The sequence below is a fragment of the Herpetosiphon geysericola genome (assembly GCF_001306135.1).
GTDB lineage: Bacteria > Chloroflexota > Chloroflexia > Chloroflexales > Herpetosiphonaceae > Herpetosiphon > Herpetosiphon geysericola.
The window spans coordinates 1-26,466 of sequence record NZ_LGKP01000022.1; the positions used below are offsets into that span (position 1 = coordinate 1).

A 26,466-nucleotide genomic window follows, 5' to 3' on the forward strand; every position below is an offset into this window, starting at 1 on the left:
GGTCGCTACACGATTTGAGAAACTGGCGCTCAACTATCTCGGATTCGTCCATCTGGCCATGATTCAACGCGTGGTTCGGCTCCTTGCCCCATCCACACCAGTATCCTGAATTATCAGACAGAGCCTAAAAAAACATTTGTTGAATTCCCGTATGGGAAGCATATTGAATTTGATGAATTTAATGTATCAGATCGGATGTTTGTGGCAGTCGCTTTAACCCATCCTGAACATCCGCCAATTGTTAATGCAACTGATAGTGATTGGACTGAGATTGAAGACATTCTGCGTGATGATTATCAAGTGCAAGTCATTCAATTATGCCCTAAATCAACCGAAGAGCCTGCAATTAAGCAATCACGCGGTAGAAAGCCTAGACCTATTTTTGATGAAAGCTCTCCAATAATTGAACAAAAACCTAGAAAACGTAGACCCACTTTGGAATAAATAATATGCACCTAAGTGTTTGGTGAATCGCAGCTAATCATGCTATGGTTTGGCGTTGATTTCGATCGGCCAAATCTAGGCCTCAATCTGTAGAACAAGGAAGATCCAATAATTAGAAGTGGTTTGGCGCATCCTGAACATCCGCCAATTGTTAATGCAACTGATAGTGATTGGACTGAGATTGAAGACATTCTGCGTGATGATTATCAAGTGCAAGTCATTCAATTATGCTCATAAACTGTGAAATTTGGCTATGCTTAGCCTAAATTTTGAATCCTCGATCATTGAGAGAAACGAGAACTTCCATGAATTCATCAATTATTCACTTGCGCGTTTCACGGCGCTTACTAATCTTGGTTAGCTTGGTTTGGCCTCTGGGCTTAATGTTTGGCCTAGGAGCTTTGAGTCATTTTGCGTTTTGGGCAAAGCTCTGTTTTCTTGGCTGGTATTTGTTGATATTTGTGCGTTTTGGTTTATTAACCTGGCAACATGTCTATTTGAACGATCAGGGTATTCGTATCCAAACCTATCGCGCTGATTACACGTTTGCTTGGGATAAACTCCACGCGCTTGAATTGGTTGCAGAGCCAGCAGAGCCAAAATTTATGGATCGCGATTTACGCTATCTGGCGGGCAAATATCAAATGCGCTTTTCTGATGCCAAGCAATCAATGATTGTGCATACACGCTTTACTGAGCAACAGAGAGAATTATTTAAAACCAAGTTAGCTCACTATCACCAGCTGTATTCAATTCCCACCAAAACGATTGAAACTGTGCTTTATCCAACGATTTACCCTGAGCGGTTAAGCCTGTGGCAAAAAATGCTCCGCTTGCATCAGCCACCATTAACTAAAATTCCCGCTGCTTTGTGTCGGTTCGGCTTGCTGCTTTTAATCGGGACGCTTGGCTATCTGGCTTTCTCTCAATTGCCTTTTGTGTTTGGATTAGCAGCTTTTGTATTCTATCAAGCGTTCAAATTGAGTTTGGCGCTGCTACCTAATGCCATCAACCAACCTGAAGTATTACTCCATTCGCAAGTGCAGCAATTATATGTACCCAAGCTAGTTAATAAAATGCTATTTGGGCGATTGTTCGTATTGTATTTGGTGATTCTAATAGGTATCTCAATCTACTACCACTTTTTAGGTATTTAATAATGTATAAACAACGAAAAACTATCTATTTTCCATTGATCGTTGCTGTGGTTTTACTTAGCATTACGCTAATTCTATTAATTAATGGAATATCAAGTTTTGTAATATTTATAGGATTTATTACAATATTATGTTTGTATCTATTTTATCTACAAAAACGATCATTTATCACGATTGATGCTGAATATATTCGGTTTCGTTCATTAGTAAAGATAGTGACGATCCAATGGCAATGGATGCGATTAGTGACGATTGAATCGTACAATTATCATGAGCAATCAATACCTCAATCTGCAAATTATTTGAAATTCAAATTTATTTATAATAATGGCACAATTATTGAAGCAGGAATCTCTGGTATGCTCTTTAATCCAACGTATTGCATTGCAATTGAGCAAAAGTTGTATCAATACTGTCAACAATACAATATTAAATTACGCAAACAATTTTATAAGCATACAGGTAGAAATCAATTTAGCTTCGAGCGGGAAGAATTTTTAATTGGCAGTGAAGATTAATTAACCGAATGTGCTGATTGATTGACGTTTTAACCTCGTCGTATAGAGCAAAAAGCTTGGTTATGCACCTGTGTGTTTGGCAAATTGCTGCTCGCCATGCTATGGTTTGGTGTTGATTTTGAGCTGCTCAAATCACATTGCTTCAATTGGTAGAGTAAGGGAGTTTCTGTGATGATCAAACGTGGCTTGGTCGCTTTGGCGTGGCTTGGGGTATTGCCATGCAGTTTGTGGTCGCTATTGCGCTGGACAGAATTAGCAACCACGCCGCAAGGTATGTTGCTGTTAGTTTTTGATGCTTGGGTGTATGCGAGTTTGTTGCCAATCGCACTTTTCGCAAGCCTTGCCCGTCGTGGTCGCTTGTTGCTGTTGGTTGGCTTGAATTTATTAGTGGTTTTGGGCATTTATGGCGGGCGTTGGTGGCCCCAATCTACTAATCCAACTCCGCAGGACGTGCGGATTATGACTTGGAATGTCTATTACGATACCCGCGATATTGCTGGCTTGGTGGCTACAATTCGCACGCAACAAGCAGATATTGTGGTATTGCAGGAATATAATTTTCAACTTGACCCGCAACTGCCCGAAGCCTTGGCCGATTTGTATCCCTATGCGGCGCTTAATCCGCATTCGGGGGCTGGTGGTTTGGCGACGCTGAGCCGTTGGCCAGTGACCGAATTGGCTCCAGTGGCGCGTGGCGTTGATAGTTGTGGCTGCCAATATTTGGAAATTGCCACCCCAAGCGGCCCAACCCGCTTGATCAACACTCATCCGCATATTCCGTTGGCCAGTTTCAAGGGCGTTTATACCAAAACCCAACAAGACCCAACCTTTGATCAGTTGCTAAAATTGATTGCCGATCAGAGCCAGCCCTTGATTTTGGCAGGCGATTTGAATACGACCGAACGCCAGCCCAATTATTTGCGTTTGCGCCAACAACTTGGCGATGCCTACCAGCAAAAAGGTTGGGGCTTGGGCTATACCTTTCCAAGCAACTATACTATTCCCAAGGCAGTGCGTTTGGATTATATTATGCCCAACCTGCATTGGCAGCCCTTGCGAGCATGGACTGGCACGGCTAATTTGTCGGATCATGGTTTTGTCGTCGCCGATTTGCAGCGTTCAACCGAATAGTTTGAGGAGTACAGGGATGACGGTTTATAAATCTGCTGCTACAAAGTATGCAATTCCATTTGTGGTTATTTTGGTTGCGGCAACAATTGTCTTGATCAATGAGCAAAAATTTTTTGATGCAACGATTTGCTTTATCCTCGCGTTAATGCCAATTGGCTTTATAGGGTTGTCGTATAAATGGTGTTTTGTTACAGCTGATAATTATATGCAGATTGATTCGATTGTCCTAGGGAAAAAGATTAATTGGAATGATATTATCGCAATTGAAGATATGCAGTATGGAAATGGCCTCTATCTACTGCGAGCAATTACTCAAACTCAAATGTTTGAAATTCCTGTTTCAATGTTGAAACGTCAACATATTATTGAAATTGTACAATATATGCAACACAAAGCTGAACAATATAAGATACCGTTTAATCATAATATTCCATATTTAAAATCGATATACTATCAATATAATCCAAAGCCAATTACATTAATAAGCAGATTTTTGCCACTATTAAGCTCAAAAACTAGGATGCCAATTTTTGGCTCATTTGTTGCCTGTGTTATTGGTTTTCGTATCCTATTAAGGGCGATTGATCGAAATATTTCAGATAATGCTATGCTGGATTTATTGTTATTATTTATAATCATGCTATTAATGTATGGTTGGATATATTTGCTGTTTGCCCAATTTTCGCAAAATCTACGGGCAATTGAGCATAATCAGCGCGAGCAGCACGATCAGATGTTTGTGCCAACAGTCGCATCAGCCCAGCCCTACCGTTTGCCATTTGTGTTGGTTTCGGTGGCTTTGATGGTAGTGCTTACAGGAGCTTATTGGTATTTGACCAATTGAGGGAATGCAGCGCCAGCTTAATTTCAACTGGCGCTGCTGCTTATTTTAGCTGCGAATGCTGGCAAAGGCCGCTTGGGCAGCTTTGATAGTTTGGGCCACCAATTCATCGCTATGCGCAGTTGAGACAAAGGCGGCCTCGAATTGCGATGGCGCAAGATACACGCCCTGTTCAAGCATGGCATGGAAGAATTTGCCGAACATGACCGTATCCGCCCGTTTGGCCGACGTGAAATCGTAAACTTCATCGCCAGCGAAGAAGAAGCCCCACATGCTGCCTGCTTTGTGGGCTTGGAAGGGAATGCTATTTTTGAAAGCAGCCTTCCAAAAGCCTTGGCAGAGCGTCGAGGTTACGCCAGTCAAGCGCTCGAAAACTTCGGGCTTGGCAATTTCGCGCAGCGTTTGAATACCCGCAACCATCGCCAATGGGTTGCCCGAAAGCGTGCCTGCTTGATACATGTTGCCTGCTGGCGCGACCATTTGCATAATTTCACGCCGCCCCCCATAGGCTGCTGCTGGCAAACCACCACCAACCACCTTGCCCAAACAGGTCAAATCGGGCATCACGTTGAAATAGGCTTGTGCTCCACCGTAGGCTACACGAAAGCCCGTCATCACTTCGTCGAAAATTAATAACGCGCCATGCTGATCGCAGAGTTGGCGCAAGCCTACAAGATAGCCTTCGCGTGGTAGCACAAAGCCCATATTGCCTGCGACTGGTTCGATTACCAAAGCGGCAACTTGACCAGCATTGGCTTTAAACAAGGCTTCGACTGCATCAAGATCGTTGAATGGCGCGGTTAATGTGTTGCTGGTGGCGCTTTTCAACACGCCTGGGCTATCGGGCAAGCCAAGTGTCGCCACGCCCGAGCCTGCTTGAACCAAAAATGGATCGGCATGGCCATGATAGCAACCCTCGAATTTGATAATTTTCTCGCGTTGGGTGTAAGCCCGCGCCAAGCGAATTGCGCTCATTGTAGCTTCAGTACCCGACGAAACAAAGCGCACCATCTCAACACTGGGCACGGCAGCAATCACCAACTCGGCCAATTCGCTTTCAAGCTCGGTTGGTGCGCCAAAGCTTGTGCCACGTTGAGCTTGGGCACAAATTGCCTCAACGACCGCTGGATAGGCATGACCAAGAATCAACGGTCCCCACGACAAGACATAATCGATATATTGATTGCCATCAATGTCGTAGAGATAGGCTCCTGCGCCCCGATCGATAAAGCGTGGCACGCCGCCAACGCCGCGAAAAGCCCGCACTGGGCTATTAACTCCGCCTGGTAAAAGTGCTTGGGCGCGTTCAAAAGCCGCGCTGGAAGCATCATTGATCACGTTTTGTATCTCCATATGTCTTGGGGATCGGGGATCGGGGCTGGGGATCGGTTTTGAAATCACGAAGCCACGAGATTTTAACCACGAAGAACACGAAGAGCACGAAGGATGTTTGTATGTTCTATGCTCTATGTTCTATGGTCTACCTGCTGCGCTCAATCCAATCCCTAATCCCCAACAGCTGATCCCCAATCTTATGTTCTATGCTCTGCATCCCTAGCTATTTAACCACTTTGCGGCATCTTTGGCATAGTAGGTGATGATCATTGTTGCGCCAGCGCGTCGAATTGCCAACAAGCTTTCGAGTGCCACTCGTTGCTCGTCGATCCAGCCATTGGCGGCGGCAGCTTTGATCATCGCGTATTCGCCACTGACTTGGTAGGCAGCCAAGGGCAGATTAAATTCATCGTAGACTGCGCGAATAATATCCAAATAGGCTCCTGCTGGCTTGACCATCAGCCAATCGGCACCCTCGGCCACATCGAGCGCAACTTCGGCGATCGCCTCGCGCGCATTGGCCGCATCCATTTGGTAGGAGCGGCGGTCGCCAAATTGGGGCGTTGATTCGGCTGCTTCGCGGAACGGGCCATAGAATGCTGAGGCAAATTTGGCAGCATACGACAGAATAATCGTGTCGTGATAGCCTGCTTGGTCAAGGCCATGGCGAATTGCGGCAATTTGGCCATCCATCATGGCGCTTGGCGCAACCACATCAGCGCCTGCTTCTGCATAGGCAACCGAAGCGCGGGCTAATAATTCTAAGGTTGGGTCATTATCAACTGTGATTGTTTCTGGCTCGCCGCTGGTCAAAATACCACAATGGCCATGGTCGGTATATTCGCACATACACACATCGGCAATGACCACCAAATGCGGCGCTTGTTGCTTGATTGCTCGAATTGCGCTGGGCACAGGGCCATTTGCATCCCAGGCTGCGCTCCCTTGGGCATCTTTGTGCAAGGGAATGCCAAACAACAACACCGAAGGAATTTGGGCTGCGACCAATTCGTCGATTTCAGCACCAAGCTGATCGAGCGAAAGTTGAAATTGGCCAGGCATCGAGCTAATTGGCTTGCGAATGTTCTGGCCTTCAACAATAAACAACGGGGCAATTAAGTTATCGACAGTTAATTGGGTTTCGCGCACCATGCGCCGGAGGGTTGTGTTGCGTCGCCCACGACGTAAACGCCGATTGGGGATTGGCCCAGCTTCAAATTTACTCATGCCAGTTCCTTTTCGGCGTTGGCCCACTCAACCAGAGCTTCGACTAAGCCTTGAGTTGAATGTTCCGCTGCCTCAATATCAACATGCAAGCCCAAATCAAGCGCGGTTTGGCTGGTGATTGGGCCGATGCTTGCAATAATGGTTTGGTTCAAAAATTCTTGCGAATTGCGCATGCCTGCCGCATGCAAGGCCTCGATGGTGTAGCGCACGGTTGAGCTTGAGGTGAAGGTTACGACATCAACGTGTTGTTGGCGCAGCAGCTCAGCCAATTCAACCACCTGTGGATCAGGCACAGTTCGATAGGCGACCAACGCCGTGACTTCAGCGCCCCGCGCAGTTAATGACTCGCGCAACAGTGGGCGGGCAATATCAGCCTGCGGCAAAAAGATCCGTTGGCCTGCAACGTCTTGAAATTCGGCCAAAAATTGCTCAGCAACATAGGCATGGGGCACAAAATCGGGCGCATGGCCAAAATCGGTCAAAAGTTTGGCTGTTGCTTTGCCAATTGCTGCAATTTTCAATTGATCTAAGGCATTGCATGGCAAGCCCAAAACGCCATAGCGCTCGAACACGGCGCGAACTGCATTGGTGCTGGTGGCAAGCAACCAATCAAAGCGTTCGATTTGGCTCAGTGCCCGATCAAAGGCCTGCCAATCATCTGGTGGCAAGGTTTGAATTGCCGAACAATATAGAACTTCAGCTCCATTAGCTTCTAAGAGTTGAGCGAACTCGGTCATCTGTTCACGGGCGCGGGTCAATACAATTCGCTTGCCCGCTAAAGGTGTGCGCATCGTCATCGTTGCAATCCACAATCTGTTGCTAGCACATGGCTATGGGCGGCTATTCAATCTGCAATTAATCAATTGTCGGCCTTGGTAGTATACAAGATTATGGCTTGCATGGCCGAAATTCAAGCGTAATCGGCTATGCCAAAAGCGCTGCAAATCACCACCGATTTAGAGTAAATCACGCCCACCTTGATCAAGTAATTGCTGGGCTAAATTGGCTCCAAGTGTTTGGGCTTCGCTCGCCGCGCCAGTTAATTCGCCACGGACTAAGCGACCATCAAGCGCGCCAATCATGCCGATTAAGTGCAATTGACCAGCTCTATAGGTGGCAAACGCGCCAACTGCAACTTGGCAACCACCACCAATCGTGGCCAAAAATGCTTTTTCGGCTTCAGCAGTCGCTCGCGATTCAGCGTGATCGAGCACCTTGAGCAACTCGGCCACCCGTTGATCGCTCGCTCTGGCTTCGATGCCCAAAATGCCCTGCGAGACCGCCGGAGTCATTTCGTAGGGGTCGAAAAATTGGGTTACGCGATCCAATAATCCTAAGCGTTGCAAGCCTGCTGCTGCCAACACAATCGCCTCGTATTGGCCTTCGTCGAGCTTGCGTAGCCGCGTATCAACATTGCCGCGAATATCGATAATTGTGAGATCGGGGCGTAAGTTACGCAATTGCGCGGCGCGGCGTGGGCTGCTAGTGCCAACTTTTGCCCCATGGGCTAAATCTGCCAGCGTGCGGCCTTCTGCTCCAACCAAGACATCGCGTGGGTCGGCACGCTCTGGGTAAGCAGCAATCGTCATGTCGGGAGCCAAAATTGAAGGTAGATCTTTGGCGCTGTGCACTGCCAAATCGACCTTGCCACTGCGCATGGCATCCTCAATTTCGCTGACAAACAGGCCTTTATCGCCAATCGCCGCCAATGGGCGATCCAAAATCGCATCGCCTTTGGTCGTGATATGCTCAAGCTCAATCGTCAAGTGCGGATGCGCTGCCAACAAGGCGTCGCGCATGGCGTGAGTTTGCACCAAGGCCAATTGGCTTTTGCGGGTTCCAATGGTTAATCTATTCATGCTGTTCATTCTTGCTAGCGTAAGCGAATACTTAATGTAGGCCTTGAAGCCTGCTTGTTGATCAGCAGTTGCCGGAGCCTGATCCCTGATCCCTGACCGCTGGCCCCTCGGTTCTCCACCCTTCCGTCCCGCCAGCGGGAGACGCAGGGGGCTTTAATCCCCCTGCACCCCCTCAAGGACAATTTGGGCTTGGTAGGATACTCCCGATGAACCTGAGAATCAGAGGTTTTCAGCCGCAACTGATCCTTCGCAATCTTCGCGGTTGCTGAACCCTGAACCCTAATCCCTGGCTCTTTTTATTGGCCAGTCACAACGGTTTTGAGCAAATCGACAAAGGCAGGATCATCGTTGAGCAAGCGAATGCGCTCAAGTTGCAAGCCTAGTTCATTGGCTTTGTGTTTGCCCTCGATATCAATATCGTAGAGAATTTCGAGGTGATCGCAGACAAAGCCAAACGGCACTTGTAGCACATACTTTTTGCCTTCAGCAGCCAGTTCGGCCAAGGTATCGAGCACATCGGGCCCAAGCCATGGCTCACCGGTTTCGCCTTGGCTTTGGTAGGTAAAACGCCAATCATGCAATTCGAGCATTTCGGCGATGCCTTTGGCGCTGCCCAACAACTCCTCAGGATAGGGATCGCCCCAAGCCAGCACTCGTTGCGGCAAGCTGTGGGCGCTAAACAGCACCGTTACCTGATCGCGCACGTCGGCGGGAAATAATGCCAGGGCTTCGCTGATGCGACTGGCAATCAAATTGCGAAATTTTGGCTGTTCCTGCCAGCTATTGATCATCTGCAATTCGATGTTGGTGTTAAATTCTTCGTTGGCGCGATCAACTTGTTTTTGATAGCCGCCAATGCTGATTTTGGAATAATGGGGGGCGAGCGCCAGCCCAATCACTTTGCTAATGCCATCAGCATGAATTTGCTTAACCACATCGGGAATTAATGGATGCCAATATTTCATGCCAAAATACACTTGGTATTGGTCAGGAAATTCTGCATCAAGTTGGGCTTGCAGTTGGTCGGTTACCGATTTGGTTAGGGTCGTCAATGGAGTATGGCCCCCAACCGCCCGATAGCGAGCTGAAAGATTTTCGACTTGCTCAGGCGTTGGCATGCGGCCACCACGCACATTGATGTAGTATTGCTCAACTTCATCGATAGCGTTGGGCGTGCCATACGCCATCAGCAAGACCGCTGTTTCGGCTGACATGGATTACCTCTTATCTGTTAATGATCCACAAAGAAACCCGAAGGCTTAAAACCGCGAAGATCACGAAGATCGCGAAGGTTTCTCTTTCCAAAGCCTTACAATTCATCCCTCATCCTTCATTCTTTCGTGCTCTGCGTCTCTGCGTTAAAGCACGATTACGAAGGCTTGAAACTGCAAAGAGCACTTTAGCCACAGATTTCTGGGATTATGTTCTTATGCAAATGACCGATCCCTAGCTCCCGACCCCTATGCTCTCTGTTCTATGCTCTCTGTTCGTGAATAAACGCTACTAAACGTTCGAGATTGGCAACCGGAGTTTGTGGGTGAATGCCATGGCCAAGGTTGAAAATGTGGCCTGGCCGACCGTCGATCCGGCGCAAAATATCGGCTGCTTGTTCGCGCACATATTCCCAAGGCCCGAGCAATACAGCAGGGTCAAGATTGCCTTGGATCGCTTTGTCATCACCGATTAATTGCCAAGCTTCGTCGATTGGAATCCGCCAATCGGCCCCGAGAACCGAGCCACCATCGTTGCGCATCAATGGCAACAAATTGGTTGTGTTGGTGCCAAAGTGAATCAATGGAATATTGGTTTCTTCACGCAAGGTTTTGAGAATGCGCGCGGTGTAGGGCTGCACAAAGGTTGCATAATCGTGGGGGCTTAAACAACCAACCCAGCTATCGAATAGCTGCAAAGCATCAACCCCAGCTGCAAGTTTCACTCGCAAATAGCTAATCGTTAGGTCTGCCAAGCGTTCCATGAGCGCATGCCACACGTTGGGGCTGCCATACATCATGGCTTTGGTATTCAGAAAATTCTTCGAGCCTTTACCTTCGACCAAGTAGGCTGCCAAGGTAAAGGGTGCGCCAGCAAAGCCAATTAACGGAGTTTGGCCCAACTCTGCTTTGAGCAAATGAATCGATTTGCTAATGTAGGGCACATCAACTTCTGGCTCGATTGGGCGAATTCTGCTGACATCGGCCATCGTGCGAATCGGGTTGGCAACTACGGGGCCGATGCTTTCGACCAAATCAACGCCCACACCAGTGGCAATCAGCGGAGTCATAATATCGGCAAACATAATCGCTGCATCAACGCCCAAGCGGCGCACTGGCTGCAAGGTTACTTCAGCACATAATTCTGGCTGATAGCAAATATCCATAAAGCCATATTGCTCGCGGATGGCGCGATATTCGGGCAGCGCACGGCCTGCCTGTCGCATAAACCAAACTGGGGTCGTATCCACAGCTTCACGGCGACAAGCCCGTAAAAATCGATCTTGCATAATTTGTGTTCTATCCTTTGATGGTTGATGAATCGTTGCATTCACAAAGCCGAGCCAGCATTGCGCATTGCGCGCCAACGCTGACTCGGCTTACCCACTAAATCATTGCCAAGGCTTCGCGAATTGGCCGATTGACCCCGGTGATAATTGGCGTGTCGTTGAGCGTATAGCGGCGAGCTTCGGTCGAGCGCAGCGCAATTACCAATTCTTCAAAGCGGGGCAAGCTATCGGTTTCGTAGGCCACGATAAATTCATGGTCATCGATGCCAGTGGTGTAGAGCAACACTTGGCGCACATCTGCATACTCGTGACCAACCCGAATGTGCTCATTCATCATGCCTTGGCGGGCATCGCGGCTCATCAGATACCATTCTTTGGTTTTGCTGAAGGGATAAACAATCAAATATGGTTCACGATCTTCGAGGTCGATCGCTTGCTCTTGGGTAGTTGGGCGCTTGGTGTAATTGGAAGTACGGGTAAAGCCATAGTAGAGGTTGGTTTGCTCAAAATAGGCGCCGATGCCAGTTTGCAACAAGCGGCTGGTCATCTCTTGCATCGCAATTGGCGAAGTGCCTTTGCGCCACAGCAACAAATCGGAATTGAGCTTGAAGCCAATCGTGCTATACGCATAGGTCACAATTGAAGGATAGGCCTCTTCGACCACTTGGGCAAACTGTTCGCGCAAGTCTTCGCGGGCTGCTGCTGGCAAGCGTCGCCATTCTGGTGCAGCCTTGAAAGTGGTATATTGAACAAACAATTGGCCTTCGGTTGAATTTGGCAATTTAACGTCTTCCATGGAAGTTTAAATCCTTTATAACAGTGATGGCCCTAACCATCTGAAGCTTATGCGATTGCCTCAAAATCGAGGCGAAACAATTGCTGTGCGGCGTGTGCCAGCTGTGGGCTGGCAGCAGTATCTTTAATCGCTCGCATCGGCTGATGTAATAATTTATTGACAATTGCGCTGGTCAAGGCGGAAACCGCAGCCTGTTCTTGCTCGGAAAGATCCAAGCGTGCCAAAGCTCGTTCAAGCTCGGCCAGCCGAATTGCTTCGGCATGGGCGCGTAAGGCGCGAATCGTTGGCAAGACAGCTTGGGTTGACCACCACTCCTGCCATTTGACCAATTCGCGTTCGACGATTGTTTCTGCTCCGGCAACTTCTGCTGCTTTGCTGGCGCGATTGCGCTCGCAGATTGCCTGCATATCGTCGACATCGTAGAGCCACACATCGGCCAGCGCGCCAATATGGCGATCAATATCGCGAGGCACTGCCAAATCGAGCAATACCCATGGGCATTGACGTTGCGCTTGCAAGGCTTGGGCCTGTTCCAAATCAAGCATCAACTCAGGAGATGAAGTACAGCTAATCACCACATCGCTTGCTTGTAAGGTTGCCATCAGTTCGCTCATCGGTTTGGCAACAACCTTATGATGCTCAGCCAAACGGGCGGCGCGTTCAAAGGTGCGGCTGAGCACGGTGATGTTGCTGGTATGTTCGAGATAGTGCTTGAGTGCCAACTCGCCAGTGCGGCCAGCCCCAATAATTACCACCGACCGATTGCTAAGCTCGATGTGTTGGCGCGCTAGGCTAAGGCCAACTGAAACCACTGATAATTGAGCATGAGCTAATTGAGTTTCAGTGCGCACCAGCTTGCCGGTGGTCAGCGCTGCCTGAATCAAGCGATGCATGGTTGTGCCCAACAGCTCGGTTTGCTGAGCGGCGTTATAGGCAGTTTTGATTTGGCTTAAAATTTGAGCCTCGCCCAATGCCATTGAATCTAAGCCCGAAGCCACCCGAAACAGGTGGCGCACTGCATCGTCATCAATATAGGTATACAAATGGGGCATCAATTCATCAAGATCGATGAAACGTTGCTGGGCTAAAAATTGGCGCAACGAACGCCCGCCATCAGCCTCGGCCACCAGCGCATACAATTCAACCCGATTGCAGGTTGAAAGGATAAAGCCCTCAACGGCAATTTGGCCAAGGGTATTTAGGGCTTGAGCTAAATCGGCCTCGGCAAAGGCGATTCGCTCGCGAATTGAAATTGGGGCCGTGCGTTGATGTGCCCCCACAACCACCAGTTGCACAGTAAACTCCCAGTAAAAAGCAAAGCGCTAGTTGCATCGAGCGCAATCATCATAAAACGCTAGAACGTGAATCGATGCTCTATGACTTTGCACTTACGAGCCTGCTTGTTCAAAACCTTCGATTGTTCCGAGCAGCGTTGCATCCATAAACAAATCGAGGCGTGTCCGCAGTTCTACGACGGTTGCCACATCGATTGGACGGGTCGATTGTGGCTTGGCCAACTGGGCAAACGCCCGCCGAAAAAACAGAAAGGCCTCAACCGTATCGTGCATCGAAACCCCCATTTCGCGGGCTTCGCGCCCATAGGTGGCCCCGACCGCCTTGGCTTCAGCCAAAATCCGCTCATCAAGCTCATTGCTGTTGACATATTGCATCAACATCCCAAACAAGCGCTGGCCTAAGCCACGCATGCGCTCGGTGGTTGGGTTGGTGTCAAAGCGGGCATGCCAGCCTTGGCCCATCAACTCGCGCGTATCAAGATGCCAATGGCGGGTTTGGCCCAATTCGGGCACTGGCTGATGATCAGGCTGTTGCTGATTGACCATGCGTTCAACTGCTGCCCGCTGAAAACGGCGATGGCCGCCAAGCGTGCGTTTGGTTGGCACTAAACCAGCATCGCCCCAACGACGAACCGTTGAAGGCGCAACCCCCAGCAAATCGCTGGCCTCGCTCAGTGAGATCCATTCAGGATCGATGTCGATGCTTAATTCTGTCATGAATCTATAAAATCTACCAAATCTACCATTGAAAATCTATCACTGGTATTGTATCTAAAAGCCGCTTGAGTGTCTAGTTGACAAAACACGCAATTAACGACACATCACCCTTGCTAACAATTGTTGCAACCTTGGGCTAAGTAGCGCGTAAGGCTCTCAGCAATTGGGATGAGCGGAGTACTAGTAGGGGCTATAAATTTGGCATATTGTCGATTTGGCAGGCCTGCTGGTATAATAGACCCTTGTAGAGGAGAACCGACTCTCCCCACTTTTAACTGAAATGAGTGAGGCACCGTATGCAACGAACCGTTCGCATGGGGTTGCTGTTGCTGTTAGCGTTTGGATTCATGCCATTGATTCAACGCCCAGCCCAAGCAGCATCCTTCGATGATCAGATTATTGCCGATGAGATTTTGGTAACGTTTAATGATGGCTATCGCGTCAGTGCGAATGGTGCATTCTTTGAGGGTTCGAAGGCTTTAAAAAATGGGCTAGGCATTGGCCCATTATTGGCAACCAACCAGCTTGATGGCGTTGGCCAAGTTGCCATGCTGAAACTGCCTGCTGGCAGCAATGGCGATGCCAAAATCGCCCAATTGCTCAAAAATCCAGCAGTGCGCTATGCTGAATACAACGCAGTGCGCAAAACACTCGTCGACCCCAACGATGAATATTATTCAGAACAATGGGGCTTACCTAAAATTGGCGCCAATGGCGCTTGGGATATGACCCAAGGTAATGGCTTAGTGATTGCAATTATTGATACTGGGGTTTCAGTAACCCACCCCGATTTGGCAGGGCACGTATTGCCTGGCTATAACGCCTTAGAAAATAATGCCAATAGCCAAGATGATGAAGGCCACGGTACAGCTATGGCAGGGATTGCCGCCGCCGTAACCAATAATGGTCAAGGCGTGGCTGGGGTTTGCTGGAACTGTCAGATCTTGCCAGTAAAAGTGCTCAACAGCGATGGCGAAGGCACCGCAGCCGATATTATTGAAGGCATGTATTGGGCTGCTGATAATGGGGCGCGGATTATTAGCATGAGCTTGGGTGGCCCTCGGGCTGTGCAAGCAGAACAAGATGCTGTCAATTATATTTATAACAAAAATATTCCGCTGTTTGCTTCAGCTGGCAACTCAGGCAACCAAGGCAATCCAACGATCTATCCTGCGGCCTTCGACCATGTGATTGCGGTTGGGGCCACCAATACCCAAGATAAAGTTGCAAGTTTCTCCTCATATGGCAATTATGTTGATATTGCCGCTCCAGGCGTAAATATTGCCAGTACAGCCTTGGCTCGTGATGGCTACGAAATTGGTAGCGGTACTTCGCCTGCTTGTCCGTTTGTAGCTGGTACGGCTGCGCTCGCCTTGAGCGTTTGGCCTGAATTGACCGTTGATCAAATTGAAAAATTGATTACTGGCAGCGCAGTTGATATTCTGACTCCTGGCAAGGATGTGTATAGCGGGTATGGGCGGCTTGATACCTACAAGACCGTGCAAAACGCTGTGTTGCGCACCATTCCTGGTGAACCACAACCACAGCCACCAACCCCGCCAGCTCCACAGCCACCAACTCCAGAGCCACAACCAGGCAATCCTGCGTTTGTGCCCGTTGGTGCGCCACCGTTGCCAGCTCCAGTTGGTGAAGTATACTTCCCTGAAACCGGCCATAATTTGCGTGGTGAATTCAAAAACTATTGGGATCGCAACGGCGGTTTGGCTGTATTCGGCTACCCAATTAGCGAAGAATTTACCGAACAAACCCCTGAAGGCTCGTTTACAGTGCAATATTTCGAGCGCCAACGTTTTGAGTTTCACCCTGAAAAAGCTGCCCCATACAATGTATTGTTGGGTCGCTTAGGTGATTCAGTCTTGCGCGATCGCGGCGATGATTGGTTTAATTTTCCCAAAGGCCAACCAGAAGCTAGCTGTCTCTACTTTGAGCAAACCCAACACAAAGTTTGTGGCGAGTTCCGCAAATATTGGGAAAACAATGGGTTGAATGATCCTGCTTTGAGCAAATATGATCGCAGCTTACAATTGTTTGGTTTGCCATTATCTGAGCCAACCACCGAAACCAACCGCGATGGCGCAACCGTCACTACCCAGTGGTTTGAACGCGGGCGCTTCGAGTATCACGAAGGTAGCGGTGTGCTGCTTGGTTTGCTGGCCAAAGAATACGCCAACAATCGTAATTGGCGCTAAAGTAGCTTATAATGGCTGAAGCCAGCAGATCTCTTGGGCTGGCTTCAGCATCTCATCCATGGGAAACGCCACTCGATTCGGTTGTGAGAGAACAACTGCCAATGGCATACAACTTGATGAAGAGTTGCGTTAAGTAGGTTTTAGGCTGCCGAGAGCAGCATATTTGGAGGACTTTGTGGTTTTACGTCGGATTTTAGGAATCGTGACTGCAGCCCTTGCAGTGGTTACCCTCTCTGTTCAACCTCGCTCAACCGTCGCTGCCGAACCAATCAAGCTTGATACCCAATGCTTTGATGTCCCCGGCATCACCAACTGTCTCAGCGATACATTCCTGACCTATTGGAATGGCAATGGTGGCTTGCCAGTATTTGGCTATCCAATCACCGCTGCTGCTAATGAAGTTAATCCTGATACCCAGCAAAGCTACTTGACCCAATGGCTCGAACGCAATCGCTTTGAGTTGCACCCAGAAAATGCTGGTACGCCCTATGAAGTCTTGCTAGGTTTGTTGGGCAAAGAACGGCTTGCCCAATTGAATCGCCAAGTCGAGCCACGCGAAGCTGGTCCAGTTGATGGCTGTTTGTGGTTTGAAGAAACTGGCCACAATGTCTGTAATCAAGCAGGCGACTTGGGCTTCAAGAGCTACTGGCAATCGCATGGTTTGAAGATCGATGGCTTGGATACCTATGCTCGTTCGTTGCAATTGTTTGGTTTGCCCTTGACCAGCGCCCAAACCGAAACCAACGCCAACGGCGATACCGTGGTAACCCAATGGTTCGAGCGTGCTCGTCTCGAATGGCACCCAAGCAACCCTGATGAGTTTAAGGTGCTTTTGGGCTTGTTGGGCAAAGAAATCATTGATGGCCGCAGCCAACCAATGCCAACCCCAACCCCAGCGCCGATTCCAAGCCCAACTCCAACTCCAGCGCCAAGCCCAACCCCAACTGATCCTTGTGCTAGCACGCCTGATCCCGTTTCAGCCCGGATCAGCCCAGCCAAATGTGGCCCTGCTGGAACTGTCTTCAGCTTCGATTTGTATGGTTTCCAAGCAAATGAAGATGTTGGCTTCTGGTTTACTGATCCAGATGGGATTAACGTTGGAACAGCAGACACTTTGAATATTGGACCACAAGGTGCAATCAATGGCCTTCCATTCAACACCCGCGGTCTCTACCCTGGTACATGGCAATTTACCATGCAAGGTGTATCAAGTGGCCACGCTGCAGTCGTTTACTTCACGATTACCCAATAAGTTTAGTTGATTGAACTGCCTGGTTGGTTTAGAATCCCAGTTGATTGCTTGTAGCAATCAGCTGGGATTTTGTTATGATGAGCTAACCCCAGTGATTTAGATGCTGTTCGCAGCATGTTTGGAGGAATTTGTGAGTCTAATCCGTCGAATGTTTGGTTTGGCGACTGCAACCCTCGCAGTAGCAGCCTTGACTGTGCAGCCACGCCCAACCGCCGCCGCCGAACCGATCGTGCTTGAAACCCAATGTTTCGATGTGCCTGGCATTACCGAATGTTTGGCCGATGATTTCTTGGCATATTGGAAGAACAATGGTGGTTTGCCAGTTTTTGGCTATCCAATCACTGAAGCCGCTGATGAATATAATGTCGATAGTGATGCTGATTATTGGACCCAATGGCTCGAACGCAATCGCTTTGAGTTACATCCAGAAAATGCTGGCACGCCCTACGAAGTCTTGTTGGGTTTGTTGGGCAAAGAACGGCTGGCGCAACTTGGTCGCGACGCTGAACCACGCGAAGCTGGTCCAGTTGATGGCTGTTTGTGGTTTGAAGAAACTGGCCACAACGTTTGTGATCAAGCAAGTAACTTGGGCTTCAAGAGCTACTGGCAATCGCATGGCTTGAAGATTGATGGCTTGGATACCTACGCTCGTTCGTTGCAATTGTTTGGCTTGCCCTTGACCAGCGCCCAAACTGAAACCAATGCCAATGGCGATACTGTGGTAACCCAATGGTTCGAGCGCGCTCGGCTCGAATGGCACCCAAGCAACCCTGACGAGTTCAAGGTACTTTTGGGCTTGCTCGGCAAAGAAATCATTGATGAATGGTCGCAGCCAGTGACACCAGAACAACAATGTGAAAACACGCCTGACCCACGATCAGCCAATATTCGGCCTAGCAAATGTGTTCAAGCTGGCACGGTCTTATTCTTTGATTTTTATGGCTTCCAACCAAACGAAGAAGTTATTTTGTGGATTACTGATCCAGCAGGCGAAACCTATAAATTTGATGATGGTACATCAATTGGGGCAACCGGCTCGCTTGAAAACGCCGAGTGGCCAACCGATGGCTCAGAAACTGGGCTGTGGTTGATTTCGTTGGAAGGCAAAACCAGCAAGCATATTGCTGATGTCTTTTTCACGGTTCTGCCATAATCTGACCTCTTAGCCTCAAAAGCTCCACAGCTACTGAACGCTGTGGAGCTTTTTTTATTACTTTGCGTAGTACTAAGGTAGGCTAGCATTCGCGGTTGGTTGCTGCTAGGCTATCGGCCATGGTTTCGCGCAATTGGTGTTTACTCAACCACTCCTGATTCGATGCTGCCACCTGAGTGCTATCAATTTTTCAAGCATTAGAGTACCATCCTTTGACCTTCGATCTGCGTAGAAATGCTAGCGGTAGCTAAATCGACAGCGGAATGAGAGGTTTTGACAGCTTTTTGACTAGGTTTGCACTGCGTCACATGCTACACTTCAGCCGTCTACACCATGCTTACCTAATTTTGGCGCCAGAGGAGCTTCGTTCTGATGAAAGCAAAAAATAGCCGTTTACAAGGATTTTACCAACTTTCGCCGCTTGATCGGTTGCAAGCCGTAGGGGCTTTTGATGGCTTGAACAACGATGATTTGCGGGCGCTGCATGGCGCTGGCAGCTTAACGATTGAACGCGCCGATAAAATGATTGAAAATGTGGTTGGGACTTATAGCTTGCCTTTGGGCATTGCGACCAACTTTCAAATTAATGGCAAAGATACACTCGTGCCAATGGTTGTCGAGGAACCATCGATTGTGGCTGGCGCTTCGTTTGCGGCCAAACTGGCTCGCGAAGGCGGCGGTTTTACCACTAGCAGCACCGAATCGTTGATGATTGGCCAGATTCAATTAGTCCATATCGCCGATCATGCTGCTGCTAGCGAACTTATTTTGCAGCACAAGGCCGATTTGCTGGCAATTGCCAATCGCCAAAGCACTTCGTTGGTTGGCTTAGGTGGCGGGGCCAAAGATGTTGAAGTTCATTCCTTCGCTGCTAGCCCAATGGGACCAATGTTGGTTGTGCACCTGATTGTCGATTGTTTGGATGCAATGGGTGCTAACGCGATTAATGCGATGGCAGAAGCTGTTGCGCCACGCTTAGAAGCCCTAACTGGCGGTCGCGCCTATTTGCGAATTCTCTCCAACTTGAGCGATCGCCGTTTGGCAACTGCACGCTGTGTCGTTCCAGCCCGTGCGTTGGATCGCTCGGATCTGCGTGGCGAAGATGTGATCGAAGGGATTTTGTGGGCCTATGCCTTCGCCGCAGTTGATCCCTATCGCGCAACGACTCACAACAAAGGCATTTTGAATGGCATCGACCCAGTGTTGTTGGCAACTGGCCAAGATTGGCGCGCAATCGAGTCGGGAGCGCATGCCTATGCCGCCCGCGATGGCCGCTATACCTCGTTGACGACGTGGGAACAAGATGCTGAAGGTAATTTGGTTGGCACATTGACCATGCCATTGGCGGTTGGGATTGTTGGGGGCGCAGTTAAGGTGCATCCAACGGCGGCAGCGGCCTTGAAGTTATTGAATGTTCGATCCGCTCGCGAATTGGCTGAAGTCTGTGTTTGTGCTGGTTTGGCTTCAAATTTGGCAGCAATGCGGGCTTTGGCAACTGAAGGTATTCAACGCGGCCACATGAGCTTGCACGCTCGCCAAATTGCCATGAGTGCCGGTGCTCCACCAGCCTTGGTCGAGGAAGTGGCTGAACGTTTGATTGCTGAACGGTGTATCAAACCAGCGCGAGCAGCAGAAATTGTGCGCGAAATGCACGAAACCTATGCCTTGCAACGCATCGAGGTCGGCGTTCCCTGCTAAACAACCCGCTCCTTAAGCCAAAAAGGCCAGCACCTCGTAGACAAGGTGCTGGCCTAATTTTTTAAGCCTCGACAATTTCGGTTTGAGCTTGGCGAAAGCGCCCGATTGCCCGATATTTGGCGTAGCGTTGGTCGAGCAATTGATCGAGCGTGAGTGCGCTGAGCGTGCTAATTTGCTCGCGCAGGGCATTGCCAACCGCATGCACAATCGCTGGTACATCCATATGCGCGCCGCCCTCTGGCTCAGGAATAATCAGATCGGCAATGCCAAAGCTGTGCAAATCTTGGGCGGTGATTTTCATGGCTTTGGCTGCTTCCGAGGCTTTGCTCGAATCGCGCCAGAGAATTGCCGCGCTCGCTTCTGGCGAGGCAACTGAATAGACAGCATGTTCAAGCATCAACAAACGGTCGGCAACCCCGATAGCCAAAGCACCGCCAGAACCACCCTCGCCAATGACCGTGGCAATAATTGGCACTGGCAAATCGGCCATAACCAACAAATTACGGGCGATGGCTTCTGCTTGGCCACGCTCTTCGGCGGCCATGCTTGGGTGCGCGCCAGCAGTATCAATCAGGGTTAAGATGGGCATGTTGAATTTTTTGGCATGCTCCATCACTCGCAAGGCCTTGCGATAGCCCTCTGGATGCGGCGAGCCGAAGTTACGGCGCACGTTTTCTTTCGTATCGCTGCCCTTTTGATGGCCAATGATCGCAACGCTGCGGCCATCAATTTTGCTAATACCACAGACCAGCGCTTGATCGTCGCCATGATGGCGATCGCCACGGAGTTCAAAAAAATCTTCACACAGCACTCGAATATAATCAAGTGTGCGTGGGCGTTGGGGATTACGGGCAATTTGCACCTTATCCCAAGGCAATAATTCAGTTAACGTTGTCACGTTTTGACCTCTGCGTGGGGCTTATTGGTGGCCCGCTACGACATGTTCGCGATGATCAGCCGATGATGTGGGTCGTTCATAGAGGCGCAGCAAGCGCCCAATGGTGGCCCGCATGTCCGAGCGTGGCACAACTGCATCGATCATGCCATGTTCAAGGAAAAACTCTGCGGTTTGGAAGTGTGGTGGCAATTTCTGGCGAATGGTTTGCTCGATGACCCGTCGCCCAGCAAAGCCAATATTTGCGCCTGGCTCGGCCAAAATAATATCGGCAACCGAGGCATACGAGGCTGAAACGCCACCATAGCATGGGTCGACCAACAGCGAGATATGCGGTTGGCGGACGCGGGCCAAACGAGTGAGCGCCACCGAAACTTTGGCCATTTGCATTAACGCAAAAATGCCTTCGTGCATGCGCGCCCCGCCTGAAGCGTTGATCGTCAAGACGGGCACACCGCGATCGGCGGCACGTTCGACGGCACGGGCAACTTTTTCGCCAAAGACGCTGCCCATCGAACCGCCCATGAAATCGAAGTTACAGGCTGCAATTTCAAAGGGCAAGCCTTCAATGCTAGCGCTACCGCTCATCACTACGTCGTTGGTGCCGGTGCGTTCGCTGGTCGCAGCTAATTTGGCTTCGTAATTATCTTTGGGGCTAACAAAGCCCAAAATATCGATGCCTTGCAAATCTGCATCATACTCAACGAACGAATCTGCATCGGCCAAAATTTCGATCCATTCGCGTGAGCTAATCCGCGAGTGATAGCCACATTTTGGACAAACTTTTAATGCATCATTGAATTGTTTTTGATAGGTCAACTCGCCACAGTTGGCGCATTTGGTCCAGACATTATCTGGTATCTGTTGCTCACGCCGCGAAGACGTGAAGGGTAACGGCGCACGCCGAAAAAAATCTTTCAAATCATGAACCTCCACGGTCATTGTTGAGCCGTAGTGGGATTATAGCATAGCACGCAGTGCGTCATAGCCGTATATTTTTGAAGCGTTTCAGTTTCGGCCAAGGCAGCATAAAAATGAACAATGTTAACCCAAAAGCACCTAATGGTCGATAGATTAACCAGATTCCCAGCACAAGCTTGTGCTGCCAACCAACAAGCTGATTAACTGGAATTGAGCCTTGATTGGCAAAAAAACAGCTTTCAGGGCTATAGCGACTGGCTGGGCTATACCAGCTGGTGCCAAGGCCGTTGGCTTGGGCATGCACAGCGCAAATGCGCTCAAAATAGAAGTGCTGGATCAGCAATGCAGGAATCAGTAATAGCGCCACAAACAGGCCACAAAATCCCATGATCAAGCCAAGAATTCGTTTGTTGGAATACTGTTTCATCCCTGCTCCTTGATCGGGCTTGTTGCCGATGTGCGCCTGCCCGTTTTGTGCCACAATCGCTACGCTCTAGCGTTGAAAGGAGGCTCCAATGCAGCCTAACCGGATTAATCACCCTGAACTTGAAGCTGTTTTGGCCAGCTTAGTTGAACAATTACAAAACATCCTTGGCAATCAGCTGCTGGCCGTCTATCTGAGCGGCTCGATTGCGCTTAGCGATTGGGACGACGCCAGTGATGTCGATTTTATGGTTGTATTAAAAGACGAGCTTGATTCGACCCAACTTCCTGCATTACAAGCATTGCATGCAGCGATTTATGGGTTGCCCTCGCCGTGGGCGCAACATCTCGAAGGCTCGTATATTTCTCAAGCCTTAGTTCGCCGCGCCGACCCCAACAAAACCTCCTTGTGGTATTTGGATAATGGCAGTTCGCAGTTAATTCTATCGACCCACGATAACGAATTGGTGATGCGCTGGACGGTGCGCGAATGTGGCATTGCGTTGGTTGGGCCGCCAGCAACCAACTTAATTGATCCGATTGATCCAGCTGAGCTGCGCCAAGAAATTCGCAACACAATGCACGATTGGGCTGGGGAGATGCAAGCTGGAATGTATCAAATTACCAATCAATGGGCGCAAGCATTTACCGTGATAAGTTATTGCCGTATGTTGCAGAGCCTAGCAACAGGCCGAATTCACTCAAAACGGGCTGGGGTTGAATGGGCGCTTGCCAAGCTTGCCCCCAAATGGCATCCTTTAATTGAAGAAGCATGGGCCAATCGGCCAAATCCTAGCCTCAAATATCGCACAGCTGCTGACCCAGGCTTGGTTGCTGAAACTTTGGATTTTGTGCGCGCTTGTTTGGCGCGTGCGCCACGTTAGCAAAAGCTGCGCATGTACAAATTTTACTTAATTTAACATAATTGTTAACAATTCAATCGCAATTGATTAAAGCAAGCAGCCTAGGCTAGCGCTGTGACCCATCATCACAAAGGAGCCACCGCGATGACGCTTGCAACGATCAGCAGCACGACCCCACGCCTGACGGTTAAGTGTGCCACGACGAGCGCCGAAATTGAGCAAGCCTTGCGCTTGCGCTACCGCGTTTTTGTTGAAGAAGCCAATAACTCGCGGCTTTGGAACGAGCATGGGCTTGAATTCGATGTTTTCGACCAATGGTGCGACCATTTGTTGGTGATCGACCAAAATTCTGAGCAGGTTGTTGGCACCTATCGTTTGTTGCCTGGCGAACGCGCTTTGGCGCATCAAGGCTTTTACTCGCAAACCGAGTTTGAGCTTGCGCGCTTTGCGCACTTGCGCAACGCCTTGGAGCTTGGCCGCAGCTGCATTGCCACCGATTATCGCGGCACGCGGGCAATTCAAATGCTCTGGGGTGGAATTGCCAATTATCTGGCTGAGCGACCACATAGCCATTTGATTGGCTGCGCCAGCATCAACCACGATGAATTGCCTGATGTGAGCGCCTTGTATAGCATGCTACGTCAACATAACGTAATTACTGATCGCTATCACATTCAGCCATTAGCCAGCCATCGCATGGCCGATTTACGCTGCTTGCCGATGACTTGTAGCGAGCGCGAGATGGTACGGCGCTTGCCTCCATTGATCAAGGGCTATCGTTGGATGGGTGCTGAATTGGCGGGCGAGCCAGCCTACGATCCCCTATTTCATACCACCGATTTCTTTGTGGTTTTTGAAACCAACCAAATGACCAAGCGCTACCAACGCCATTTTGCCAGTTCGTATCAAGCAACGGCCTGAGGCTGCGATGTATCAACTGCTTGCTCAATTGACCACCAATCCGCAGCGTTTGGCGCGGGTTCAGCGCATTGGCGGCTGGTTGCCGCAACGCTTGGTTATTGGCCTTAGCTGGATGTTGGCCCTCGCTTTATATTGCTTCGTGCCGCGCTTGCGCCGCCATTTGCACGCCAATCTGGCCCATGTGCTGCTTGATAGCTCGTGGCTGTGGCGGACTGGGATTGGCCTGCGCTATCTCCAGCATTTGCTATTGTTGCTGTATGAAGTGCTGATTGGGATTGATCGTTTGAGCAGCGAGCATGTGCTGCTTGAAGGAATCGAACATATTGAGGCTGCCTTAGCTCAAGGGCGCGGCGTAATTCTCTACACGCCCCATCAAGGCAATTTCTTTTATAGCTACTGGCGTTTGGCGCAGCGCTACAATTGCTTGACGGTTGGCACGGCGGGCAGCCCTGAACTGCGGCCACTCTACGAGCAGTTTCATCGCCTTGGCTGTGCTGGCTTTGATTACGATGCGACCTCGCCACGCGAGTTGATTCGTGGATTGCGCCAGCATTTACAAGCCAATGGGGCAGTCTTCTTGTTGGGTGATTTTTGGCGACCGAATTTTCCTGAGGCCAGCTTTTTTGGCTTGCAATCGCGCACGCCCCAAGGCGCAGCAACCTTTGCGCTCGAAGATAATGTGCCGATTGTGCCGTGTTACAGTGTGCGAGAAGGCAAGCGCCATCGACTGATTTGCCAAGCTCCTGTGGATTTAGGTCGCAGCTTTGGCCGCAAACAACGCCGCGAGGCCACCGACGAACTCAACGAATGGATGGCCTCAATTATTAGCGAAAACCCTAGCCAATGGCTGTATTGGTTCAATTGCCAAGAACGTTGGGAAGGCGACGATCAGCGTTTGCCCGAGCAAAGCGTTGGCCAAGCGCTAGCCGCTTAGCGCAAAATATAATAGGTTGCCCGTTTTTGGCCAATCTTCAAAATCAAGCCCCGATCAACCAGATCCGAGAGATCACGGCGAATCGTTTCGGGTGAAACATCGGGGCTGAGGTCTTGCAGATCGCGGTTGGTAATTCGGCGATTCTCAGTTAAAAAGACCAAGGCTCCGATTTGGCGTTCGTTCAAGCCCAAGGCTTCCCATTTGGCGGTATCGATGATCGAGGTGTTGGCAACATTCATGCCTTTATTGCGCAGCGTTACCAAGAAGCCAGCGGCAGTTTCGCGAAATTCTGGTGGTGGCAAGCCTGCATCGGCCATTTGGCGCTGCATGCGGTCGATGCCATAGCCAAGCCGTTCGATCAAACCTAAATCGGCGAGCACTTGCACCAAGGTTTCGTTGCGGCTAAAGCGTTCAGCAGCAATGTTATCGATCGTGACGTGGCCCGGCAAGCGGCCTGGGCTATAGACTTCCAGCCGATCGACAAACATGGCGATTCGAATGCCCTCGCCACGTACGGTGTAATCGCGGTGGGCCACAGCGTTAACCAACGCTTCACGCACAGCAGCTGGTGGATATTCTGTCCAATCTTCACGTTCAAGGCCAACCATACGCGAGCCACGCCGCATGTGCTCGCCAAGCCAAAGCTCTGCCCTCCGCACTTGGTCGGGCAAGGTAGTACGAATATCGACTCGCTCGAATTCATCGCTCATTTCGTTGCCAGTGTAACGCACCAACGTCAACTCGCATTGCGGGTAATCGCGCTCGGTGGTGATGCTGAACAGCAACATTCCAGCATTGGTTGGTTGATAAACTGCTTGATTATCGCGGGTAAGACAACCACGGCGATACAGCCAACCTAAGGGATCACCATCGGCGGGCGGGCCAATCCGAGCCACATACGATTGAATTTTCATCTCGCTTAAATCGCCCATGCTAACATTTTCTGGGCGAACCCGTTCCCAGCCAACCTCGCCGCGCTCGATCAGCAATTGGCGCAGGGCATTGGGTGGAATTGGCGCATTGCTTGGGCCTTCACGGCGCAAATATTTGCCATGCAAGCTATACACATTCGGCAAGCCTGGCGGCACTTCAATGAGCAACACCGTTTGTTGGTTACTGGTAAGTTGTTGGGGCAATGGGAGCACTAAGGGCGGCGTACAGGCCAGTGCTGCCTCTAGCGCTGCTTCTTCTGCTGCCTGAATATCTTGAACACCTTCAACTTTGGGCCGAACCCGCCCACTGATGCCAATGACTGCGCTACCGCCATTGCCATTCGCAAAAGCCACCAACGTTTCAGCCAAATCCTCAGGCCGAAAGCGTTCGCGGAAGCAGGCTAGCATCTCACTTTCGCCGTTTTCAAGTAACTGTTCAAGCAT

The 26,466-nt window shown here is 49.9% G+C and carries 25 protein-coding genes; 12 read left to right on the forward strand and 13 right to left on the reverse strand.

The genetic code is table 11. From position 1 onward, the window contains the following. The first annotated feature begins 201 nt into the window (after nucleotides 1–201). The 5 genes from SE18_RS27180 to SE18_RS12875 all read left to right on the forward strand — a co-directional run bounded on the left by SE18_RS27180 (nucleotide 202) and on the right by SE18_RS12875 (nucleotide 4,094). The gene (locus SE18_RS27180; protein WP_152976644.1) at nucleotides 202–444 is read left to right on the forward strand and encodes a hypothetical protein; all 243 of its coding nucleotides are present in this window, start codon (nucleotides 202–204) and stop codon (nucleotides 442–444) included. A gap of 305 nt (nucleotides 445–749) precedes the next feature. Next, a complete protein-coding gene (locus SE18_RS12860; RefSeq protein ID WP_054534873.1) occupies nucleotides 750–1,601 on the forward strand; it encodes a hypothetical protein in 852 nt (283 codons plus the stop codon). A gap of 245 nt (nucleotides 1,602–1,846) precedes the next feature. After that, nucleotides 1,847–2,119, forward strand: a complete 273-nt coding sequence (locus SE18_RS12865) for a hypothetical protein (RefSeq protein WP_054534874.1) — start codon at nucleotides 1,847–1,849, stop codon at nucleotides 2,117–2,119. 171 nt (nucleotides 2,120–2,290) lie between these two features. Beyond that, entirely contained in the window at nucleotides 2,291–3,250 is a 960-nt protein-coding gene (locus SE18_RS12870; RefSeq protein WP_054534875.1) for an endonuclease/exonuclease/phosphatase family protein, read from the forward strand. A 16-nt stretch (nucleotides 3,251–3,266) separates the two neighbouring features. Beyond that, a complete protein-coding gene (locus SE18_RS12875; protein ID WP_054534876.1) occupies nucleotides 3,267–4,094 on the forward strand; it encodes a hypothetical protein in 828 nt (275 codons plus the stop codon). Between the two features lie 45 nt (nucleotides 4,095–4,139). On the opposite strand, the gene hemL is transcribed toward SE18_RS12875, so the two are convergent. The 9 genes from hemL to SE18_RS12920 all read right to left on the reverse strand — a co-directional run bounded on the left by hemL (nucleotide 4,140) and on the right by SE18_RS12920 (nucleotide 13,820). Further along, the gene (hemL, locus tag SE18_RS12880; RefSeq protein WP_054534877.1) at nucleotides 4,140–5,444 is read right to left on the reverse strand and encodes a glutamate-1-semialdehyde 2,1-aminomutase; all 1,305 of its coding nucleotides are present in this window, start codon (nucleotides 5,442–5,444) and stop codon (nucleotides 4,140–4,142) included. Between the two features lie 201 nt (nucleotides 5,445–5,645). Continuing rightward, entirely contained in the window at nucleotides 5,646–6,653 is a 1,008-nt protein-coding gene (hemB, locus tag SE18_RS12885; RefSeq protein ID WP_054534878.1) for a porphobilinogen synthase, read from the reverse strand. After that, the gene (locus SE18_RS12890) at nucleotides 6,650–7,450 is read right to left on the reverse strand and encodes a uroporphyrinogen-III synthase (protein ID WP_054534879.1); all 801 of its coding nucleotides are present in this window, start codon (nucleotides 7,448–7,450) and stop codon (nucleotides 6,650–6,652) included. The genes hemB and SE18_RS12890 overlap by 4 nt, the downstream gene beginning before the upstream one ends. A gap of 159 nt (nucleotides 7,451–7,609) precedes the next feature. Further along, nucleotides 7,610–8,512, reverse strand: coding sequence for a hydroxymethylbilane synthase (hemC, locus tag SE18_RS12895; RefSeq protein WP_054534880.1), 903 nt, complete (start codon nucleotides 8,510–8,512; stop codon nucleotides 7,610–7,612). Between the two features lie 296 nt (nucleotides 8,513–8,808). After that, on the reverse strand, nucleotides 8,809–9,726 hold the full coding sequence (gene hemH, locus SE18_RS12900; RefSeq protein ID WP_054534881.1) for a ferrochelatase: 918 nt from the start codon (nucleotides 9,724–9,726) through the stop codon (nucleotides 8,809–8,811). Nucleotides 9,727–9,986: 260 nt separating this feature from the next. Next, a complete protein-coding gene (hemE, locus tag SE18_RS12905) occupies nucleotides 9,987–11,012 on the reverse strand; it encodes a uroporphyrinogen decarboxylase (protein WP_054534882.1) in 1,026 nt (341 codons plus the stop codon). A 97-nt stretch (nucleotides 11,013–11,109) separates the two neighbouring features. Continuing rightward, on the reverse strand, nucleotides 11,110–11,808 hold the full coding sequence (locus SE18_RS12910; RefSeq protein ID WP_054534883.1) for a chlorite dismutase family protein: 699 nt from the start codon (nucleotides 11,806–11,808) through the stop codon (nucleotides 11,110–11,112). Between the two features lie 47 nt (nucleotides 11,809–11,855). Then, the gene (gene hemA / locus SE18_RS12915; protein WP_054534884.1) at nucleotides 11,856–13,103 is read right to left on the reverse strand and encodes a glutamyl-tRNA reductase; all 1,248 of its coding nucleotides are present in this window, start codon (nucleotides 13,101–13,103) and stop codon (nucleotides 11,856–11,858) included. Nucleotides 13,104–13,196: 93 nt separating this feature from the next. Beyond that, on the reverse strand, nucleotides 13,197–13,820 hold the full coding sequence (locus SE18_RS12920; RefSeq protein WP_054534885.1) for a MerR family transcriptional regulator: 624 nt from the start codon (nucleotides 13,818–13,820) through the stop codon (nucleotides 13,197–13,199). Nucleotides 13,821–14,116: 296 nt separating this feature from the next. On the opposite strand from SE18_RS12920, the gene SE18_RS12925 reads away from it, so the two are divergent. The 4 genes from SE18_RS12925 to SE18_RS12940 all read left to right on the forward strand — a co-directional run bounded on the left by SE18_RS12925 (nucleotide 14,117) and on the right by SE18_RS12940 (nucleotide 20,133). Then, the gene (locus SE18_RS12925; RefSeq protein WP_054534886.1) at nucleotides 14,117–16,030 is read left to right on the forward strand and encodes a S8 family peptidase; all 1,914 of its coding nucleotides are present in this window, start codon (nucleotides 14,117–14,119) and stop codon (nucleotides 16,028–16,030) included. A gap of 175 nt (nucleotides 16,031–16,205) precedes the next feature. Further along, nucleotides 16,206–17,282, forward strand: a complete 1,077-nt coding sequence (locus SE18_RS12930; RefSeq protein WP_054534887.1) for a hypothetical protein — start codon at nucleotides 16,206–16,208, stop codon at nucleotides 17,280–17,282. Between the two features lie 130 nt (nucleotides 17,283–17,412). Beyond that, complete coding sequence (locus SE18_RS12935; protein ID WP_236706868.1) at nucleotides 17,413–18,435, forward strand: hypothetical protein; 1,023 nt, start codon at nucleotides 17,413–17,415, stop codon at nucleotides 18,433–18,435. 372 nt (nucleotides 18,436–18,807) lie between these two features. Further along, on the forward strand, nucleotides 18,808–20,133 hold the full coding sequence (locus SE18_RS12940) for a hydroxymethylglutaryl-CoA reductase, degradative (RefSeq protein ID WP_054534889.1): 1,326 nt from the start codon (nucleotides 18,808–18,810) through the stop codon (nucleotides 20,131–20,133). A gap of 61 nt (nucleotides 20,134–20,194) precedes the next feature. Here the strand turns inward: SE18_RS12940 and SE18_RS12945 are convergent, their stop codons facing one another. The 3 genes from SE18_RS12945 to SE18_RS12955 all read right to left on the reverse strand — a co-directional run bounded on the left by SE18_RS12945 (nucleotide 20,195) and on the right by SE18_RS12955 (nucleotide 22,376). Beyond that, on the reverse strand, nucleotides 20,195–21,031 hold the full coding sequence (locus SE18_RS12945; RefSeq protein ID WP_054534890.1) for an acetyl-CoA carboxylase carboxyltransferase subunit alpha: 837 nt from the start codon (nucleotides 21,029–21,031) through the stop codon (nucleotides 20,195–20,197). 21 nt (nucleotides 21,032–21,052) lie between these two features. Further along, the gene (gene accD, locus SE18_RS12950; protein ID WP_054535346.1) at nucleotides 21,053–21,949 is read right to left on the reverse strand and encodes an acetyl-CoA carboxylase, carboxyltransferase subunit beta; all 897 of its coding nucleotides are present in this window, start codon (nucleotides 21,947–21,949) and stop codon (nucleotides 21,053–21,055) included. Nucleotides 21,950–22,010: 61 nt separating this feature from the next. Beyond that, nucleotides 22,011–22,376 (reverse strand): hypothetical protein, encoded by a 366-nt coding sequence (locus SE18_RS12955; protein WP_054534891.1) that lies wholly within the window; start codon nucleotides 22,374–22,376, stop codon nucleotides 22,011–22,013. An 88-nt stretch (nucleotides 22,377–22,464) separates the two neighbouring features. On the opposite strand from SE18_RS12955, the gene SE18_RS12960 reads away from it, so the two are divergent. From SE18_RS12960 to SE18_RS12970, 3 genes are all read left to right on the forward strand, one after another. Then, nucleotides 22,465–23,256, forward strand: coding sequence for an aminoglycoside adenylyltransferase domain-containing protein (locus SE18_RS12960; RefSeq protein ID WP_054534892.1), 792 nt, complete (start codon nucleotides 22,465–22,467; stop codon nucleotides 23,254–23,256). Between the two features lie 123 nt (nucleotides 23,257–23,379). Then, complete coding sequence (locus SE18_RS12965) at nucleotides 23,380–24,156, forward strand: GNAT family N-acetyltransferase (protein WP_054534893.1); 777 nt, start codon at nucleotides 23,380–23,382, stop codon at nucleotides 24,154–24,156. A gap of 7 nt (nucleotides 24,157–24,163) precedes the next feature. Further along, entirely contained in the window at nucleotides 24,164–25,090 is a 927-nt protein-coding gene (locus tag SE18_RS12970; protein ID WP_054534894.1) for a lysophospholipid acyltransferase family protein, read from the forward strand. On the opposite strand, the gene SE18_RS12975 is transcribed toward SE18_RS12970, so the two are convergent. Then, nucleotides 25,087–26,466, reverse strand: a complete 1,380-nt coding sequence (locus SE18_RS12975) for an ATP-binding protein (RefSeq protein WP_054534895.1) — start codon at nucleotides 26,464–26,466, stop codon at nucleotides 25,087–25,089. The two genes, SE18_RS12970 and SE18_RS12975, sit on opposite strands and share 4 nt — an antisense overlap.

Bases quoted from the DNA above. Each gene is read 5' to 3' on its own strand.
- SE18_RS12860 (WP_054534873.1), top strand. From the start codon at position 750: ATGAATTCATCAATTATTCACTTGCGCGTTTCACGGCGCTTACTAATC.
- SE18_RS12870 (WP_054534875.1), top strand. From the start codon at position 2,291: ATGATCAAACGTGGCTTGGTCGCTTTGGCGTGGCTTGGGGTATTGCCA.
- SE18_RS12875 (WP_054534876.1), top strand. From the start codon at position 3,267: ATGACGGTTTATAAATCTGCTGCTACAAAGTATGCAATTCCATTTGTG.
- hemL (WP_054534877.1), bottom strand. From the start codon at position 5,444: ATGGAGATACAAAACGTGATCAATGATGCTTCCAGCGCGGCTTTTGAA.
- hemB (WP_054534878.1), bottom strand. From the start codon at position 6,653: ATGAGTAAATTTGAAGCTGGGCCAATCCCCAATCGGCGTTTACGTCGT.
- SE18_RS12890 (WP_054534879.1), bottom strand. From the start codon at position 7,450: ATGACGATGCGCACACCTTTAGCGGGCAAGCGAATTGTATTGACCCGC.
- hemC (WP_054534880.1), bottom strand. From the start codon at position 8,512: ATGAATAGATTAACCATTGGAACCCGCAAAAGCCAATTGGCCTTGGTG.
- hemH (WP_054534881.1), bottom strand. From the start codon at position 9,726: ATGTCAGCCGAAACAGCGGTCTTGCTGATGGCGTATGGCACGCCCAAC.
- hemE (WP_054534882.1), bottom strand. From the start codon at position 11,012: ATGCAAGATCGATTTTTACGGGCTTGTCGCCGTGAAGCTGTGGATACG.
- SE18_RS12910 (WP_054534883.1), bottom strand. From the start codon at position 11,808: ATGGAAGACGTTAAATTGCCAAATTCAACCGAAGGCCAATTGTTTGTT.
- SE18_RS12920 (WP_054534885.1), bottom strand. From the start codon at position 13,820: ATGACAGAATTAAGCATCGACATCGATCCTGAATGGATCTCACTGAGC.
- SE18_RS12925 (WP_054534886.1), top strand. From the start codon at position 14,117: ATGCAACGAACCGTTCGCATGGGGTTGCTGTTGCTGTTAGCGTTTGGA.
- SE18_RS12940 (WP_054534889.1), top strand. From the start codon at position 18,808: ATGAAAGCAAAAAATAGCCGTTTACAAGGATTTTACCAACTTTCGCCG.
- SE18_RS12955 (WP_054534891.1), bottom strand. From the start codon at position 22,376: ATGAAACAGTATTCCAACAAACGAATTCTTGGCTTGATCATGGGATTT.
- SE18_RS12960 (WP_054534892.1), top strand. From the start codon at position 22,465: ATGCAGCCTAACCGGATTAATCACCCTGAACTTGAAGCTGTTTTGGCC.
- SE18_RS12965 (WP_054534893.1), top strand. From the start codon at position 23,380: ATGACGCTTGCAACGATCAGCAGCACGACCCCACGCCTGACGGTTAAG.
- SE18_RS12970 (WP_054534894.1), top strand. From the start codon at position 24,164: ATGTATCAACTGCTTGCTCAATTGACCACCAATCCGCAGCGTTTGGCG.
- SE18_RS12975 (WP_054534895.1), bottom strand. From the start codon at position 26,466: ATGCTTGAACAGTTACTTGAAAACGGCGAAAGTGAGATGCTAGCCTGC.